This window comes from Skermanella rosea, assembly GCF_016806835.2.
Taxonomy (GTDB): domain Bacteria; phylum Pseudomonadota; class Alphaproteobacteria; order Azospirillales; family Azospirillaceae; genus Skermanella; species Skermanella rosea.
On sequence record NZ_CP086111.1, the window covers coordinates 5,018,813 to 5,032,929 of the forward strand.

The following is a 14,117-nucleotide window of genomic DNA, read 5'->3' on the forward strand; positions in this document are numbered from 1 at the left end:
GGCCTGAGGCCTCCGCGGTGCCGCCGCGCTGATTGTTCCTGGTGCCCGTGTGCCCGGTACCGCTCATTCCTGGACGGCGGGAACCGGGTTGGCCGGCGCCTGGGCCACCTGGACCGCCGGAGCCTTCGGGGCGTTGGAGGCGAATTCCTCCTTGGCCTCGACCAGCCACTGGGCGAACCGCTCCTTGGAAACCGCCTCGATCGCGATCGGCATGTAGCCGTGGTTGGTGCCGCAGATCTCCGAGCACTGGCCGTAATAGACGCCTTCGCGGTCGATCCGCGCCCAGGTCTCGTTCAGGCGGCCGGGGATGGCGTCCTTCTTGATGCCGAGGGACGGCATGGCCCAGCTGTGCAGCACGTCGCCCGCGGTGACGATGATGCGGATGTTGGTGTCGACCGGCAGCACGATCCGGTTGTCCACCTCGAGCAGGCGGCGCTGGCCGGGCTGGATATCCTCGTCCGGGACCATGTAGCTGCTGAAGGTCAGGTCCTCATGGTCCGGATACTGGTACTCCCAGTACCACTGGTGGCCGATGACCTTGAGGGTCATCTCGGCGTTCTCGGTCTTGTCCATGAAGTACAGGACCTTGAACGACGGCACCGCGATCACGACCAGGATGACCACCGGCAGCACGGTCCAGGCGACTTCCAGGATCGTGTTGTGGGAGGTCCTGGTCGGGTTCGGGTTCGCCTTGGCGTTGAAGCGGACCATGACGTAGATGAGCAGCGCCAGCACCAGCAGGGTGATGCCGGTGATGACCACCAGGAGCAGATTGTGGAAGTCCGTCAGCTGCTCCTTGACGGGGGAGGCCGACGCCTGGAGGCCGAGCTGCCAGGAGTGCGGCTCCCCGACAGCGGGTTGACCCTGGGCCAGGGCGGCACCGGCGCTGCCGAATACGGAAAACAAAAAGGCCGTCAAGACGGCGCCTATCCTGTGCACATTCATCCCTAACCACTCTTCCTTGCGGCGGAGCCGCCCGCTCCGCATGTCTGACGAAACCCGTCCCCCGCTTTGCGCAGGGTGATTCTTGTGGCCGGCTCCTTCCGGTCGCCCCGAGGGCCGCAGGAAGGACCCGCGTGCCCCGGCGCCGGAGACCGCCGTGCGGCTGAACATACCTGTTTGTTCATGACCTGATCAACCGGCGCTCCCGATCAGGGAGGTACATATCGTCGCAGGTGCGCCCGGATTGATCCCGCTCAAAGATCATGGTTTTTACATACGCGCTAGACATCCCCGGCGTCAACTTGACGCAGCGGACCGATCCGTCTGATTTAGCTATAGTTTTCCCCTAATACGCGGGCGCGCGGCAGGGCTGGCACGGTCGCGGCGGAGGTATGGCACGGCAGGACCAATGATGAGTCACACGGTGCGCGCATTCGCCGCATGCCGATCGGCGAAGACTCGGGCATGCAATCACTCCCCGGAAAACCGTCTCGGGGAAAATGATATCGTTATGGGTATGCTCGGCGCAGGGTGCCGAACGCCCGCCAGTCGCAACATGTCGTCGATAGAGACCAGTCCATGGCCAAGAAGACCGAAACCGAAGCCATAGCCAACCAGCTGTCCTTCGCCGTGAAGGAACTCTCAACGGTCGCCGAACGCCTGAGCAAGGCCGGCTATGCCGAGATCGCCGAAGAGATCCGGACCCTGGCGAACAGCGGAGGCTTCTTCGCCGACGAGTTCGCCCGCCTGTCCCGCGAGCGGGCGGGCTGAGCGGCGCGGCGGCCCCGGGCTCTCCCTACCCTGCCGGCACCCTCTCGCGGTACTTGCGGATCGCGGCGTTGACCTGGTCCGACAGTTCCGCCGGCGCGTGGTCGGGGTTGAGGCCGGCCATGATGGCGTCGGACAGGGGGCGCAGAAGGCGGAGCGCCGCGGGTTCGCTGACCCGGCCGCTGTTCACCATCCGCTGGCCCAGGTTGCGCAGTTCGGTCACCATCTCGACGAGCGCCGCATAGGGCGTGCCGGGCAGCCGGTCGAGCAGGTCGTCGCAGGCATCTATCAGGGACTCCAGGTATTCGCGGTTGGCGGCGTCGTCGTTCAGGGCCGGCGTGCCGGAGACGATCAGGCCGGCCAGGAAGCTGACCTGGAAGGCGTCTCGGCGACGCTTCTCCTCGTCGATCTGGCGCTGGGCGCGGGCGATCACCTCGTCCAGGGCGGCCAGTTCGGCGGAGCGGCCCTCCGCCTTGGCGCGCAGGGTGTTGGGCACGTCGAACAGGGGGATCGAGCTGGGGCCGCGCGCCGGGTCCTTGCGGCGGTCGGGGCCGATATAGGCCGAGGTGACGATGAAGGGCTTGCGCTGGCGGACCAATCCTATCAGACGCTCCATGACCGCATTGACCGACAGGGGCTTCACCAGCAGGCCGTCGGCCCCGCTCTCGACGATCGCGCGGACGCGCTCGTTGCTGGCGACCGAGGTCGTCATGATCACGGTCACGAATGGGTTGCGGCCCAGCTTGCCATGGCGAACCGCGCGGACCAGCCCGCAGGGGTCCTCCCCCTCCAGGTCGGCGTCGAGCACCACCACGTCGGGCGGGTCGCCCCCCTCCTCCAGCAGCGTGCGGAGGGACCGGATATCGGGAACGTCGACGATCCCGGAGAACCCCTCCGCCTGGAGGAGGGACTTGAGGGCGACGCGGACCGAGAGATTGCCCTCTCCCATCAGAATGCCGATCTTGGATCGGTGTGCCCTGGCGATCATTCAATCAATCCGCGATCGTCGCTCCCGTTGGTTCGGCAGCGGTCATATTGGTTTGGTACGGGTCCCGAGAATGACACGCCGTTCTCAGACGGCAAGCACCACTATCGCATCTCCGGCGGGAGCAATGTCGCAGCCCGGCGGTTGAGGCAGGGGTGAAGCCGCTGCCGCGGCCGAAGCAAACAGTTCGAGGATCGGCGACATGACAGACACCAGCAGTCCCCAGATCACCCGGCGCATGACCGCCGGCCTCCTCCCGGCCCCCCTGGCGGGCAGCCCGGGAATGCCGGGATGGAGCTCGGCCGGACTGGGGATCCCGTCCTTCGACACCGCGGGCGGGCGCGACGTGGCGCTGATCGCGGAACTGAACGACCTGCTGCAGCTCGACTGCGACGCGGTGGGCGCCTACACGCTGGCGATCGCGGCCCTGCGCGACGGCGGCCTGCGCGACCGGCTGACCCAGTACCGCGAGGACCACGAACGGCACATCGTCGATCTGATAGATCTGATCAGGACGCGCGACGGCGTGCCGATCCGGCTGCCCCATTTCCCGACCGGCCTGTTCAAGCTGCTGGTCCAGGCCGGCGGATCGGCCGGAAGCCTGGCCGGCGGCGACCGCGCGGTGCTGCTGGCCTTCGTCACCAACGAGGGACAGGCCCGCGACAAGTACCGCCGCCACGCCCGGGGCGACCATCCGGCCGACGTGGAGGCGATGCTGAAGCGGGCCGCCCGCGACGAGGAGACCCATTTCGACTGGGCCTGGGACGCGCTGGACCGGCTCGGCGTCGGACGCGGGACGCTTCCGGGGATCGCGGCCGAGAGCTTCGGCTTCTTCCACGGCGCCAACGCGGACATCCTGGAAGCGGCCGGCAAGCTGGGCCTGGACGTGCTGGCGCGGACCCTTCGACGCGTCTGAGCCGCGGGAGGTACCCGCATCCGGAGCGTCCGGTATCGGAGGAGTAGTCGGCAACAAGTCCCGCCCCCGCGGCGTTTGGATGCCGACGCCGGCGGAGGTCCGGGGCCGGCACGGCTCCAGGGTAGGGCTCCGGGCGACCAGCAAGCACGATAGAGGACATCCATGACCAGCTCGCATGAACCCGACGCGCGTCGGGGGAACCTGCGGTATTACCTGTTGGGACTGGCCGTGGTGGCGGTCATCGCGGTGATCGCGGCAATCTCCTTCGGCGTCCAGAGCAGCAGGCTGGAGGAGCAGCTCGCCCAGCGCGAGCGGGAGCACCAGCAGGCCCTCACCGCCGTGACCGGCGAGCGCGACACCGCCCGCGAGGAGCGGCAGGCCTTCCAGGGCGACCTGGAGCGGCTGCGCACCACGGTCCAGGACGAGCGCCGGCTGGCCGGCGAGGTGAACCGGCTGGGCCAGGAGATCCAGGCCGCCCAGCAGCAGCTCCAGGAACTCGGCGCCCAGCGCGAGGCGGCCCAGGCGGAAACCCAGGCCATCCTGCAGCAGCGCGCCGAGGCCGAACAGCAGACGGCCCAGGTCGTCGAGCAGCTTCGCCAGCAGACCCAGCAGCTGGAACGGACCCAGGCCCAGGTGACCGAGGCCGGGCAGCAGCAGGCGACGATCCGCGACCAGCTGGCCGCGATGACCGACCAGGTCGCCCAGCGGACGTCGGAGGCCGAGCAGATCGCCCAGCGCGTCGCCGAGGTCCGCCAGCAGGAGGCGCAGCTTCGCGACAGCGTGGCGGCTCTCAGCCAGGAGTCCGCCGCGAAGGCCGACCAGGCCGCGCAGGCCGCGCAGCAGGCGGAGGCCGCGGTCGTCCAGCTCGACCAGTCCCGGCAGGAGCTGAACCGGGTCCGCCAGGAACTGGCCGACGCCAACGACCAGCTCACCGGCGCCCGGCAGGAGCTGGAGAACGCCCGCCGCGAGCTGGAGCAGACGGTCCAGCGGAACCGGCAGGCGGTCGCCGAGATCGAGCAGCGCCAACAGGATCTGGCCGGGATCGCCCAGCAGGTCGAGCAGCGCAACGCCGACCTGGGCGCTGCCGAGCAGCGGCTCGCCGACCTGACGGCCCGGGCCGATGCCCAGCAGGCCCGCCTGGAGGAAGTGGTCGAGAGCGCCCGGCAAGCGCGCGAGGCCGAGGTGGAAGCCCGCCGCAGCGTCGCCCAGCTGAGCGACGACGTGACCGGACGCACCGACGAACTCCAGCAGATCGAGCAGCGGATCCAGGAGGCCCGCCAGACCCTTCAGCAGGAGCAGCAGGGCCTGGCGCAGCTTCGCGACCAGGTGGCGGAGCAGACGGCCCAGCTCCAGGCGCTGGAGCAGCGCCGGATGGAGGGGCTGCAGCAGCCCGCCGGCGAGGCGGCTCCCCAGCAGCAGCAGCCGGAGCAGACGCCGGCCCAGCAGTAAGGGCCGGCCCGCCAACGGCGAAGGCGGCATGAGAAAGCCCGCCTCCCGGATCGGGAGGCGGGCTTTTCCGTGGGCGCCGTGCCGGCCTCAGGGACGGGTCTGCGGGGTCACCGTGGTGGTCGTCTCGACGCCGGCGGGGGAACCCGAACTCAGGCCCGGGCCGTTCGGCGTCTCGAACACCTTAGCGGCGTCGCGCGCCTTGATCGACGCGGCATCGCGGCCCAGCAGGGTGTCCGGCGACGGGGCGTTGCCTTCCGGGGCGCCGGGGCGCGACGACGAGACGTGCTGGTGGTGGGTGTCGGGATCGACATAGTCCACCGTGCGCCGCTCCGCCCTGCCGTACCGCGAGCCCGTATGGGCGGGAGCGCCGTAATCGAACGCGTCCTCGGTCAGGACGGCGTCGTCATAGTCGAACTCCTCGAGCCGGCCCGCCTGCTCCGGCGTCCAGCGCTCGCGCCGCTTGTCGCTCCGCGACCCCGCGATGGCCAGCCAGGCGACGCTGATCGCCAGCAGCGCCACGGGGATCGGGTTGTCGCGCACGGTCGTCGAGAGATTCGACACGAAGGTCTGGCCCTGGCCGCTGTTGCGCAGATAGCCCCAGACCTCGTCCATCATGCGGCCCGGGGAGAGACGGTCCTCGATGGCCGCCAGGGTCGCGGCGGTGTTCTGCCGGGTCTGCTCGATTTCCCGTTCGATCTGCTCAGGGGTCCTGTGATCCGTGTTCGCCATCTCCAGCCTTCCATTGCATTGAGACGCGGCTCTTCCTGCCGCCTTCCCCTGCAAACCAACCTCTCCCCCGTTAGTTCCGGGTAGGGCCTTCGGCCGCGGTCCGGGGCTGGGGCGCCAGACGTCCGCCCTGGTCCATCCAGGTGGCGTAGCTGGCGTGGATCCAGGCCGGGACCAGCAGGCTGGCGATCGCCAGCAGCGTGATGGCGGTCTTGGTCCCTTCCGTGAAGGGACCGATCCTGCCGTCGAACCCCAAGATCACGTAGACCACCACGACATGGTAGGCATAGACCTGGAGCGAATGCTTGCCGATGAAGGTCAGGAAGCGCCAATTGAACAGCCGGTTCAGCAACACCCCGGCGGTCCGCGCCACCGGCGACGACGCTTCCCGGCCGGCGACCAGCAGCCAGGCGACCAGATAGGCCAGGCCGGCGAAGTTCAACAGGTAGACGAGGGCGAACTCGCCGCGGTTGTTGTAGACGTCGAACCGCAGCGCCATGCTGTCGGGCACGAGGCCGTTGGTGAAGCCCAGCCTGAAGGCCATGAACAGCAGGACGAGCGCGATCGAGACCTTCAGCAGGTCGGTGCGCCGGGGCGAGAACCAGCGGTCCCAATCCAGCTCGCCCCGGGCGTCCGCCGCCCCCAGCAGCAGCCCGGTGACGAACACGACCTGCCAGCCGAGCGGATTGAAGTGGCCGCGCAGCACGAAGCCGGGCGCGTAGGCGCCGACCGTCTCCTCGACGATCCGGATCGCCGGCAGGTGAAGCCCGAGCTGGACCATCAGCCACAGCAGGACGCTGGCGCCCAGCACCTCGCGCCAATAGCCGCGCGCGACCCAACGCAGCAGCAGCGGCGACGCCACCAGGTAGACGATGTATTGGGGCAGGATGTCCATGAAGGTCGGCTGGTAGAGCAGCAGGAACGCCGAGACCCCGGTCAGGGTCGGGGTCTGGTACATCTCCCACATGAAATGCCCCCACAGCGGGCGGGAATTGGGCACCAGCACCGCCAGGAATAGGACCACCGCCAGCACGATGACCGCGTAGACATAGAGTTCGTAAGCCCGGTTCAGGATCTTGGCGTCCATGAGGGACGTCTGCCCCTTCGCGATCATGCGCGTGTAGTAAAGCCCGATGATGACGCCCGAGATGAAAACGAAGCCCTGGGCATCCTGCACATAACCCAGTTCGGAGTGATTGATGCGTGCGAGCAGTAGCTCGCCCTGGAACGGCAAATGATTAAGCATCATAAATACGAGGAAATAACCGCGCAAACCGTCGAGGATTGCAAAACGCTTCATGGCACTCTCCACGGCCGGGGCGACTGCATTCTGATAGTACAGATTTTCATGTGTACCGGCCAAATGAACCGGCGCTGATCATGTTTATTCCTGAAAGGGGCTTTCAATACCCCTTTCAGTTTAGAAGACAGCGAAAAGATCGAGCGGAATACCCGATCATGGCAAGGAACATTCTGCCATTGCTGCGCGTTTAGATTGGTTGCGCATCGGCAACAGTGCCGAGGCGAACGGTGCGCATCCCCTGCAATTCACACTTTGACCATAATTGGAACCGATAGGCTCTGCCGTCGCCGGGCAGCCCGCCAGGCTTCATGACAGCTTCACAGCAACAGCAGCCGAGCGAGCATTTCCGAACCATGGTCAAGCACGTCCTCCCCGCAGTTCTGTCCGGTATCGTCGGTTTCGGCATGATGATCGGGGGCGCCGCGGCGCAGGCTCCCGCGCAATGCGCCGCCCCGTCGCTGGTGGTCCCGGCCTCCGCGCGCGAGATGCCGCGGACCAGCGCGGCCCTCAGCCGCAGGCAGGACCTGCGCATCGTCGCGGTCGGCTCGTCGAGCACCCAGGGGACCGGCAGCTCGGGACCCGCCATGACCTATCCGGCGCAGCTCGACCGGATCCTGGAGACCCGTTTTCCCGGCGCGAAGATCGAGGTGGTCAACAGGGGGATCGGCGGCGAGAAGGCGGCCGGGACCCTGGCCCGGCTGGACCGCGACGTGCTCGCGCTGAAGCCCGACCTGGTGATCTGGCAGCTCGGCACCAACGACGCCTTGGGGAAGGTCGATGCGAAGGTCTTCGGAACGCAGGCGGTGGAGGGCATCCGCCGCATCCGGGAGACGGGTGCCGACCTGATGCTGCTGGAGCCGCAGTTCCTGCCCAAGCAGGCGGGCAACGCGACCTATGCGGCCTACGTGGACGCGGTCCGCGCCCTGGGAGCCGCGCACGGCGTTCCGGTGTTCCGCCGCAACGAGGTGATGAAGCACTGGCTGGACAGCAAGCAGTTCACTCCGGACACCATGCTGTCCAGCGACCAGCTGCACATGACCGACGCGAGCTACCGCTGCCTTGCCGAACTGATGGCCAACGCCATCGTCCCGGCGGCGATGCCGGCAGTCCAGCCGCCCGCCGGTCAGACGATCAAGGTGCTGAGCGGCCCGAACGCGGTGCGCAGCGCCGAAACGCCGAGATAGAACACGGCCCCGACGAAACCCCAGCAGGCGACCGCGGCGGTCAGCGCCAGGATCGCCTGCATCTGGACGGGCAGTTGCTCCTCCGGGCCTTCCGAGAACCGGGACATCATACGCTCGCCGGCGATCCGGCGAATCAGAGCGTTCATGTCGAATCCGAGACCGTTGTTCATTCCTGATCCTCCCCCTTGCCGGGCGATGCTAGTTATGGAAACAAATCGGATGGGTGTCAAAAATGTGACATCCCGGCTCCGCCCGGAAGAAAATCCGCGCGGCGAAGTCGGACCGGGGAAAGCCCGGCCGTGAAGCGCCGTCTCTCTTCAGTCGTAACACCGGCTGGGTCACTGACGGACCGCGTTCCCGACCGGCTATAGTCGCGCCGCAAGTGCAAAACCTCTCGCAACAGGCCGGGGCAGAAGGCCGGGGGATCGGGATATGTTGGGGATCGCCGCCGTCGCAGTGCCGATGGGGTTCCTGTTCGGCTCGGGCTGCGCCGACCAGCCGACCGTGGTGGAGCTGTTCACCTCGGAAGGATGCTCGTCGTCGCCCGCGGCCGACGTGCTGCTGAACGAACTGGCCGGCCGGCCCGACGTTCTGGCGCTGTCGTTCCACGTGGACTGCTGGGACGATCTCGGCTGGGCCGACCCGTTCGCCACGGCCTGGGCGACCCGGCGCCAGCGCGACTACAACGACGCCCTGGGCCGGTCCTCGGTCTATACCCCGCAGATGGTGATCGACGGATCGGCCGAGGTGTTCGGCGGCAACGCGCGCCTCATCGGCCAAGCCGTGGCCACGCGACGGGCCGCCCAGAAAGCACGGCGAAGCCCGGTCGGCATCGGCCTCCAGGAGCGCTCCGGCGGGCTGGACGTGACCGTCCCCGGCGGCCACCGGCGGCGCGAGACGCGCATCCTGGCGGTGCGCTACGACCTGCGGCGGGGCGTCCTGGTGAAAGCCGGCGAGAACCGCGGGCGCCGGCTGTCCCACAGCCATGTCGTGCGCGAGATGACCGACCTGGGTCCCTGGACGGGCGATTCCTGCCGGCTGCGCACCCCGCCGGCGCCGGCCGGCCAAGGGGTGGCCGTGCTGGTCCAGGAACTCGACGAGGCGGGCCGCCCGGCCGCCATCCTGGGCGCCGCGCGCCAGGAGCGCAGCCTGCTGGGCGTCAGCGCCGATCCGAGGGAAGCGGTCGCCCGCATGGTCCGCACGATCCGGGCGAACCGCGACGGCGGGGCTACTCCGCTGTAGCCGGCGCCCAGGATCCGGGCGCTCAGGATTCCGGCGGGCCGAGGAACTTCTCCAGCAGGGCGCGGGCTGCCGCGGTCGGGGTCGTCTCCGCACGGGTCACCGCCTGCTCGGCCCGGGGGAGTTCGGCGCGGACGGCGGGGTGGCGGCGGAAGGCGTCGGTCAGCGTCTCGGCGATCTCGCTCCACATCCAGGCGCGCGCCTGCTCGGCCCGGCGCGCCTCCAGGGCGCCGGAGGCGGACAGGGTGCCCCGATAGCGGCCGACGGTCTCCCAGATCTCCGGCACGCCGGTCCCGGTCGTGGCGGAGCAGGTCAGCACCGGCACCTTCCAGTCCTTCGACGGCGAGCGAAGCAGCGCCAGCGCGTGCCGGTACTCGGCGACGGCGTGGCGGGCGGCGTCCACCAGGGCGCCGTCGGCCTTGTTGACCACGATCAGGTCGGCCAGCTCGACGATGCCCTTCTTGATGCCCTGGAGCTCGTCGCCGCCGCCGGGCAGCAGCAGCAGCATGAACAGGTCGACCATGTCGGCCACGGCGGTCTCCGACTGGCCGACCCCGACCGTCTCGACCACCACCACGTCGTAGCCCGCCGCCTCGCAGGCCAGCATCGCCTCCCGCGTGCGCCGGGCGACGCCGCCCAGGGTGCCGCCGCTGGGCGACGGCCGGATGAAGGCGGCGGGATTGCGGGTCAGCTCCTCCATCCGGGTCTTGTCGCCCAGGATCGAGCCGCCGGTCCGCTGGGACGACGGGTCCACCGCCAGCACCGCGATCCGGTGCCCCTGCCCGATCACATGAAGGCCGAAGGTCTCGATGAAGGTGGACTTGCCGACGCCCGGCACGCCCGAGATGCCGATCCGCACCGATCGGCCGGTATGGGGCAGCAGCTCGGCCAGAAGCGCCTCGGCCCGCTCGCGGTGGTCGGGCCGGCTCGACTCGATCATCGTGATGGCCCGGGCCAGGGCGCGCCGATCGCCCGAGCGGATCGCCTCCGCGGTTTCGGCGGCGGAAGGGACTGCGGCGCGGGAAGCGGAGGGGGATCTGCGCATCATGGGTTCAACCTACAGGGCGGCCCGGCGGCGCTCAAGCGGCCGGAGCCTCCTCGACTTCGTGCAGGCTCCGCGAAGCGCCGTCCCGGGCGGGGACGGTGCGCCAGGGCGGGAACTCCACCCGCGCGGTGGTCCCGCAGCCCACCTTGCTCTCCAGCACCAGCCGCCCCTGGTGCAGGTTGGCGATCGCGTTGACCAGCGACAGGCCCAGGCCGGTGCCGCCGACCTGGCGGGTCAGGCTGTTGTCCACCTGGTAGAACGGTTCCAGCACCCGGGAGAGGTGCTCCTCCGCGATGCCGATGCCGGTATCCTGGACCTCGATCGCGACGCCGCCGTCCTTCAGGGCCAGGGTGCGGCAGGTGACGGTGCCGCCGGCGGGCGTGAACTTCACCGCGTTGGACAGCAGGTTGACGACGATCTGCCGCACCGCCCGGGCATCGGCATGGAGGTTGGGCGCCATCGCCGGGATCTGGCGGTCGAGCAGGACGTCGCCCCGGCGCGCCAGGTCGGAGACCATGGAGCAGCAGCGCGTCACCAGCGCGCCGAGATCGATGAGATCCTCGTTGATCGTGCGCCGCCCGGCCTCGATCTTGGAGATGTCGAGGAGGTCGCTGATCAGCGACAGCAGGTGCTCGCCGGCATGGCGGATGTCGTTGACGTATTCCTTGTACTTGGCATCGCCCAGCGGCCCGAACAGCTCGTCCGCCAGCAGTTCGGAGAACCCGATGATCGCGTTGAGCGGCGTGCGCAGCTCGTGGCTCATGTTCGCCAGGAAGGCCGACTTGGAGCGGTTGGCGACCAGCGCCTGGTCGCGCGCGGTGCGCAGCGCCTCCTCCGTCCGGCGATGGCTCGTGATGTCCTGGAACACCCAGGCCGACAGGGCGGTGCCGTCATCCTCGGTATCGACCTTGAGCAGCGACCGCCGGCTGATCGAGACCGTGCGCTCCCCGGTGCCGGGCGCGGTCAGGGCCGTCTCCGCGCTGGCGCCGGGAACCATGGCGCGGATCGCCGGCGGCACGCCGAGCAGGCTCAGCACGTCGTCGATCCGGCGCCCGGCGACCTCGTCCGGGACGATGTCGAAGATCCGCTGGAACTCCCGGTTCATGGTGAAGGCGTGGAAGACCGAATCCCCGGCCGCCCGGCGCGACACCAGGACCGCCCCCGGCAGCACGTCGATCAGGCCGTGGACGGCGGGCTCGTCGAACCGGGTCCAGGCATGGAAACGCCGGATGTCGCCCGCGAGCCGGTCTGCCAGCCGGGCCGCGCCGCCCGCCGCGGCGGCCAGCCGCCCGGGGAGTTCCCCCCAGCCGTCCACCACCTCGGGCGACCAGGGCGGGCAGCGGCCCGTGACGGTCTGGCGCCAGCGCTCGAAGCTCTTGCGCGGGCTGAGCCGGCCATCCTCGGCGGAGGCCGCCTTCAACGGGTCGCCGCCCCAGAAGATCTCCTGGATCACCTCGCGCCGGAAAGCCAGGGCCACCAGCCGCGGCTGCGCCGAGAGCTCGACCATGAGCATCCCGGCGACCGTCTCGTCGAAGGCGCTCGACTGCGGCTCCAACTCGTGCAGGCAGTCGGTGGCGATCACGCCGCCGCCGGTCCCGGCGTGCCGCGCGCCGCCGCCATGGTGCTCGACCAGGTGGCGGATCTCGTGGGTGTCCGGCGTGCGGCCGAACGCGGCGACGGCTCCGTCCACATAGAGGGCCACGCCGTCCGCCATGCCGAGGTCGCGCAGGCCGCGGTCGCCGCACAGCAGCGCCGCGACGCTGTCCCGCCCGGCGTCGAAGACTTCGTCGAGCGCCGCCAGCCGGGCTTCGGTGCGCCGCCGGGCCTGGGCGATGTCGGCGGCGATGCTGCGTTCCAGCGCGCCCGCGGCGATCAGGGCGATGCGGGAGAGCAGGTCGTGCGTCCCGGCGCAGCACCTGCGTCCGGTCGGGTGGTGACAGGCGATCAAGCCCCACAGCCGCCCCCCGACCATGAGCGAGGCGACCAGGGTGGCGCCGACGCCCATGTTCCGCAGATATTCCAGATGGATCGGCGAGACCGCCCGCAGGGTGCTGCGGCCCAGGTCGACCGGCCGGGCCGGGTCGCGCCCGGCGGGGTCGGCGATCAGCGGCGCCACCTCGCCGTGGACGTCGGCGATGGCGCGCAGCAGGTTGACGCGGTAGAGCTCCCGCGCCTGCGCCGGGATGTCGCTGGCCGGGAAGTGGAGGCCGAGATAGGCCGGCTCGCTGGCGTGCCTGACCTCGGCGATGACGTCGCCGCTCCAGTCCGGCAGGAAGCGGTACACCATCACCCGGTCGAACCCGGTGGACCGCGAGACCAGGTCGGCCGTCCAGCGGGCGATGTCGTAGCGGGTGGCGCAGCCTTCGAGGCGTTCGATGAAGCCGGCCAGATCCTCAGTCGCGGTTCCGTCCGGGACGCTCTCGCGGGGGCCGTCCTCGCCGGGCGGTTCGAGATCGAGCAGGGCGCGGCCGTCGTGACGATGGAATCGGGCTTCCAGCACCGGCCGGCCGGCAGGGGGCTCGAAATCGAAGCGGACCGCCGGGTCGGCGCCGCCGGCCGCCGGCGCGAGGGCCGCGCGCAACGCCGCGGCGCCGGCCGGGCAACTCCGCTCCAGCGGGAAGCCCAGCACCTCCTCCGGGGGGACGCCCAAACACCTGGCGAGGTTGGCGGCCGCGTGGGTGACCGTCAAGTCCGGCTCCGCGAGCACCAGCAGCGTGCCGTGGGCCTGGATCGCGCCGGGAATATGGATCGGCTCCCGGGCGCAATCGCTGAGCGACGGCGTATCAGGCGCCGGGATCGCGGTCGAGGCTTGGTCGGTCATGGTCGGGTATCCGGCTGGGCTCGCGAAGCTGGTCGAGCCAGCGTTCGAGGGCGGCGAACGTCGCTCCCGCCGCCTCGACCGCTTCTCGGCGGGTGTCTTCGGTAGTGACGAAACGGTCCAGCAGCACCTGGAGCGACCCGCGTTCAGCCTCCAGATCGATACCGGCGGAGGCGAAATAGGCAGCACCCCGGTCGGGGCCGACGCCGAGGCTGCGCTGAAGGTGGGGCAGCATCGCCCGGCCCCCGTGGGCCGACCCGTCCAGAACCCAGCGGCAGCCGAGCCGAGCCGCCGCCGTGGCGGGGCGCGGCAGGTCCCCGGCGAGCGGCGGCTCCGGCCGGTCCCGGCCCGGCTGCCCGCCGCCGTCCTCCGCGAGGGTTCGCAGGTCGGCGGCAAGCAGCGGGGCACGGGCGGTCCGGCCCCGGGCTTCGGCACCGAGCAGCGGTTCCATCGGTATGACGAAGCCGTACAGCGCGCGCACCGCGCCCAGATAGCCTTCCGGCGTCGGGCGGCGCTGCGTGAGCGGGCGCAGGACGGGATGGAGATGCAGTCTCTCATGCACCGGCCACGTAGCCTCCCTCATGCGCCGCACAACGTCCTCGGCAGTGGGCGGAACGGGCAGTCCAGAAATCCGGGTATGGGAAGACACTGTTTCAACCATTAAACAAGGTTACATTATGAAGAGTCGGTACGCACGACGAAATCGATACTTCCGAACGGGGCAACTTGACGCTGGGCGGAG

The 14,117-nt window shown here is 69.7% G+C and carries 13 protein-coding genes; 5 read left to right on the plus strand and 8 right to left on the minus strand.

Going from position 1 to position 14,117, the window contains the following annotated elements; all coding sequences use genetic code 11:
* Positions 1–63 precede the first annotated feature (63 nt).
* Positions 64–918 (minus strand): cytochrome c oxidase subunit II, encoded by an 855-nt coding sequence (gene coxB, locus JL101_RS23440; protein WP_323374684.1) that lies wholly within the window; start codon positions 916–918, stop codon positions 64–66.
* Positions 919–1,521: 603 nt separating this feature from the next.
* Here coxB and JL101_RS23445 point away from each other — a divergent pair.
* Positions 1,522–1,713: a hypothetical protein gene (locus tag JL101_RS23445; protein ID WP_203097963.1), complete on the plus strand. Its 192-nt coding sequence runs from the start codon at positions 1,522–1,524 to the stop codon at positions 1,711–1,713.
* 25 nt (positions 1,714–1,738) lie between these two features.
* Here the strand turns inward: JL101_RS23445 and JL101_RS23450 are convergent, their stop codons facing one another.
* Positions 1,739–2,698: a response regulator gene (locus JL101_RS23450; RefSeq protein ID WP_203097964.1), complete on the minus strand. Its 960-nt coding sequence runs from the start codon at positions 2,696–2,698 to the stop codon at positions 1,739–1,741.
* Between the two features lie 199 nt (positions 2,699–2,897).
* On the opposite strand from JL101_RS23450, the gene JL101_RS23455 reads away from it, so the two are divergent.
* Both JL101_RS23455 and JL101_RS23460 read left to right on the plus strand, forming a co-directional pair.
* Positions 2,898–3,611: a ferritin-like domain-containing protein gene (locus JL101_RS23455; RefSeq protein ID WP_203097965.1), complete on the plus strand. Its 714-nt coding sequence runs from the start codon at positions 2,898–2,900 to the stop codon at positions 3,609–3,611.
* A gap of 162 nt (positions 3,612–3,773) precedes the next feature.
* Complete coding sequence (locus tag JL101_RS23460; RefSeq protein ID WP_203097966.1) at positions 3,774–5,060, plus strand: coiled-coil domain-containing protein; 1,287 nt, start codon at positions 3,774–3,776, stop codon at positions 5,058–5,060.
* An 87-nt stretch (positions 5,061–5,147) separates the two neighbouring features.
* Here JL101_RS23460 and JL101_RS23465 read toward each other — a convergent pair whose 3' ends face one another.
* Positions 5,148–5,789, minus strand: a complete 642-nt coding sequence (locus JL101_RS23465) for a DUF3618 domain-containing protein (protein WP_203097967.1) — start codon at positions 5,787–5,789, stop codon at positions 5,148–5,150.
* 70 nt (positions 5,790–5,859) lie between these two features.
* Positions 5,860–7,086, minus strand: coding sequence for an OpgC family protein (locus JL101_RS23470; RefSeq protein ID WP_203097968.1), 1,227 nt, complete (start codon positions 7,084–7,086; stop codon positions 5,860–5,862).
* Positions 7,087–7,442: 356 nt separating this feature from the next.
* Between JL101_RS23470 and JL101_RS23475 the strand changes: the two genes are divergently transcribed.
* Positions 7,443–8,273 carry an SGNH/GDSL hydrolase family protein gene (locus JL101_RS23475; protein ID WP_203097969.1) on the plus strand — a complete coding sequence of 277 codons (831 nt, stop codon included), beginning with the start codon at positions 7,443–7,445 and terminating at the stop codon, positions 8,271–8,273.
* On the opposite strand, the gene JL101_RS23480 is transcribed toward JL101_RS23475, so the two are convergent.
* Positions 8,213–8,443 (minus strand): hypothetical protein, encoded by a 231-nt coding sequence (locus JL101_RS23480; RefSeq protein WP_228435107.1) that lies wholly within the window; start codon positions 8,441–8,443, stop codon positions 8,213–8,215. The genes JL101_RS23475 and JL101_RS23480 overlap by 61 nt on opposite strands.
* Positions 8,444–8,705: 262 nt before the next feature.
* On the opposite strand from JL101_RS23480, the gene JL101_RS23485 reads away from it, so the two are divergent.
* Complete coding sequence (locus JL101_RS23485; protein ID WP_203097971.1) at positions 8,706–9,515, plus strand: DUF1223 domain-containing protein; 810 nt, start codon at positions 8,706–8,708, stop codon at positions 9,513–9,515.
* A 22-nt stretch (positions 9,516–9,537) separates the two neighbouring features.
* On the opposite strand, the gene meaB is transcribed toward JL101_RS23485, so the two are convergent.
* From meaB to JL101_RS23500, 3 genes are read right to left on the minus strand one after another with little or no spacing between them, the layout of a single operon-like run.
* Positions 9,538–10,560 (minus strand): methylmalonyl Co-A mutase-associated GTPase MeaB, encoded by a 1,023-nt coding sequence (meaB, locus tag JL101_RS23490; RefSeq protein WP_407697348.1) that lies wholly within the window; start codon positions 10,558–10,560, stop codon positions 9,538–9,540.
* Between the two features lie 31 nt (positions 10,561–10,591).
* Positions 10,592–13,378, minus strand: coding sequence for an ATP-binding protein (locus tag JL101_RS23495; protein ID WP_203097972.1), 2,787 nt, complete (start codon positions 13,376–13,378; stop codon positions 10,592–10,594).
* A complete protein-coding gene (locus JL101_RS23500; RefSeq protein ID WP_203097973.1) occupies positions 13,341–13,937 on the minus strand; it encodes a biliverdin-producing heme oxygenase in 597 nt (198 codons plus the stop codon). The genes JL101_RS23495 and JL101_RS23500 overlap by 38 nt, the downstream gene beginning before the upstream one ends.
* Positions 13,938–14,117 lie beyond the last annotated feature (180 nt).

Excerpts from the sequence above, each read along its gene's own strand:
- JL101_RS23445 (WP_203097963.1), top strand. The coding sequence starts at position 1,522 with ATGGCCAAGAAGACCGAAACCGAAGCCATAGCCAACCAGCTGTCCTTC.
- JL101_RS23450 (WP_203097964.1), bottom strand. The coding sequence starts at position 2,698 with ATGATCGCCAGGGCACACCGATCCAAGATCGGCATTCTGATGGGAGAG.
- JL101_RS23455 (WP_203097965.1), top strand. The coding sequence starts at position 2,898 with ATGACAGACACCAGCAGTCCCCAGATCACCCGGCGCATGACCGCCGGC.
- JL101_RS23460 (WP_203097966.1), top strand. The coding sequence starts at position 3,774 with ATGACCAGCTCGCATGAACCCGACGCGCGTCGGGGGAACCTGCGGTAT.
- JL101_RS23465 (WP_203097967.1), bottom strand. The coding sequence starts at position 5,789 with ATGGCGAACACGGATCACAGGACCCCTGAGCAGATCGAACGGGAAATC.
- JL101_RS23470 (WP_203097968.1), bottom strand. The coding sequence starts at position 7,086 with ATGAAGCGTTTTGCAATCCTCGACGGTTTGCGCGGTTATTTCCTCGTA.
- JL101_RS23475 (WP_203097969.1), top strand. The coding sequence starts at position 7,443 with ATGGTCAAGCACGTCCTCCCCGCAGTTCTGTCCGGTATCGTCGGTTTC.
- JL101_RS23480 (WP_228435107.1), bottom strand. The coding sequence starts at position 8,443 with ATGAACAACGGTCTCGGATTCGACATGAACGCTCTGATTCGCCGGATC.
- JL101_RS23485 (WP_203097971.1), top strand. The coding sequence starts at position 8,706 with ATGTTGGGGATCGCCGCCGTCGCAGTGCCGATGGGGTTCCTGTTCGGC.
- meaB (WP_407697348.1), bottom strand. The coding sequence starts at position 10,560 with ATGATGCGCAGATCCCCCTCCGCTTCCCGCGCCGCAGTCCCTTCCGCC.
- JL101_RS23495 (WP_203097972.1), bottom strand. The coding sequence starts at position 13,378 with ATGACCGACCAAGCCTCGACCGCGATCCCGGCGCCTGATACGCCGTCG.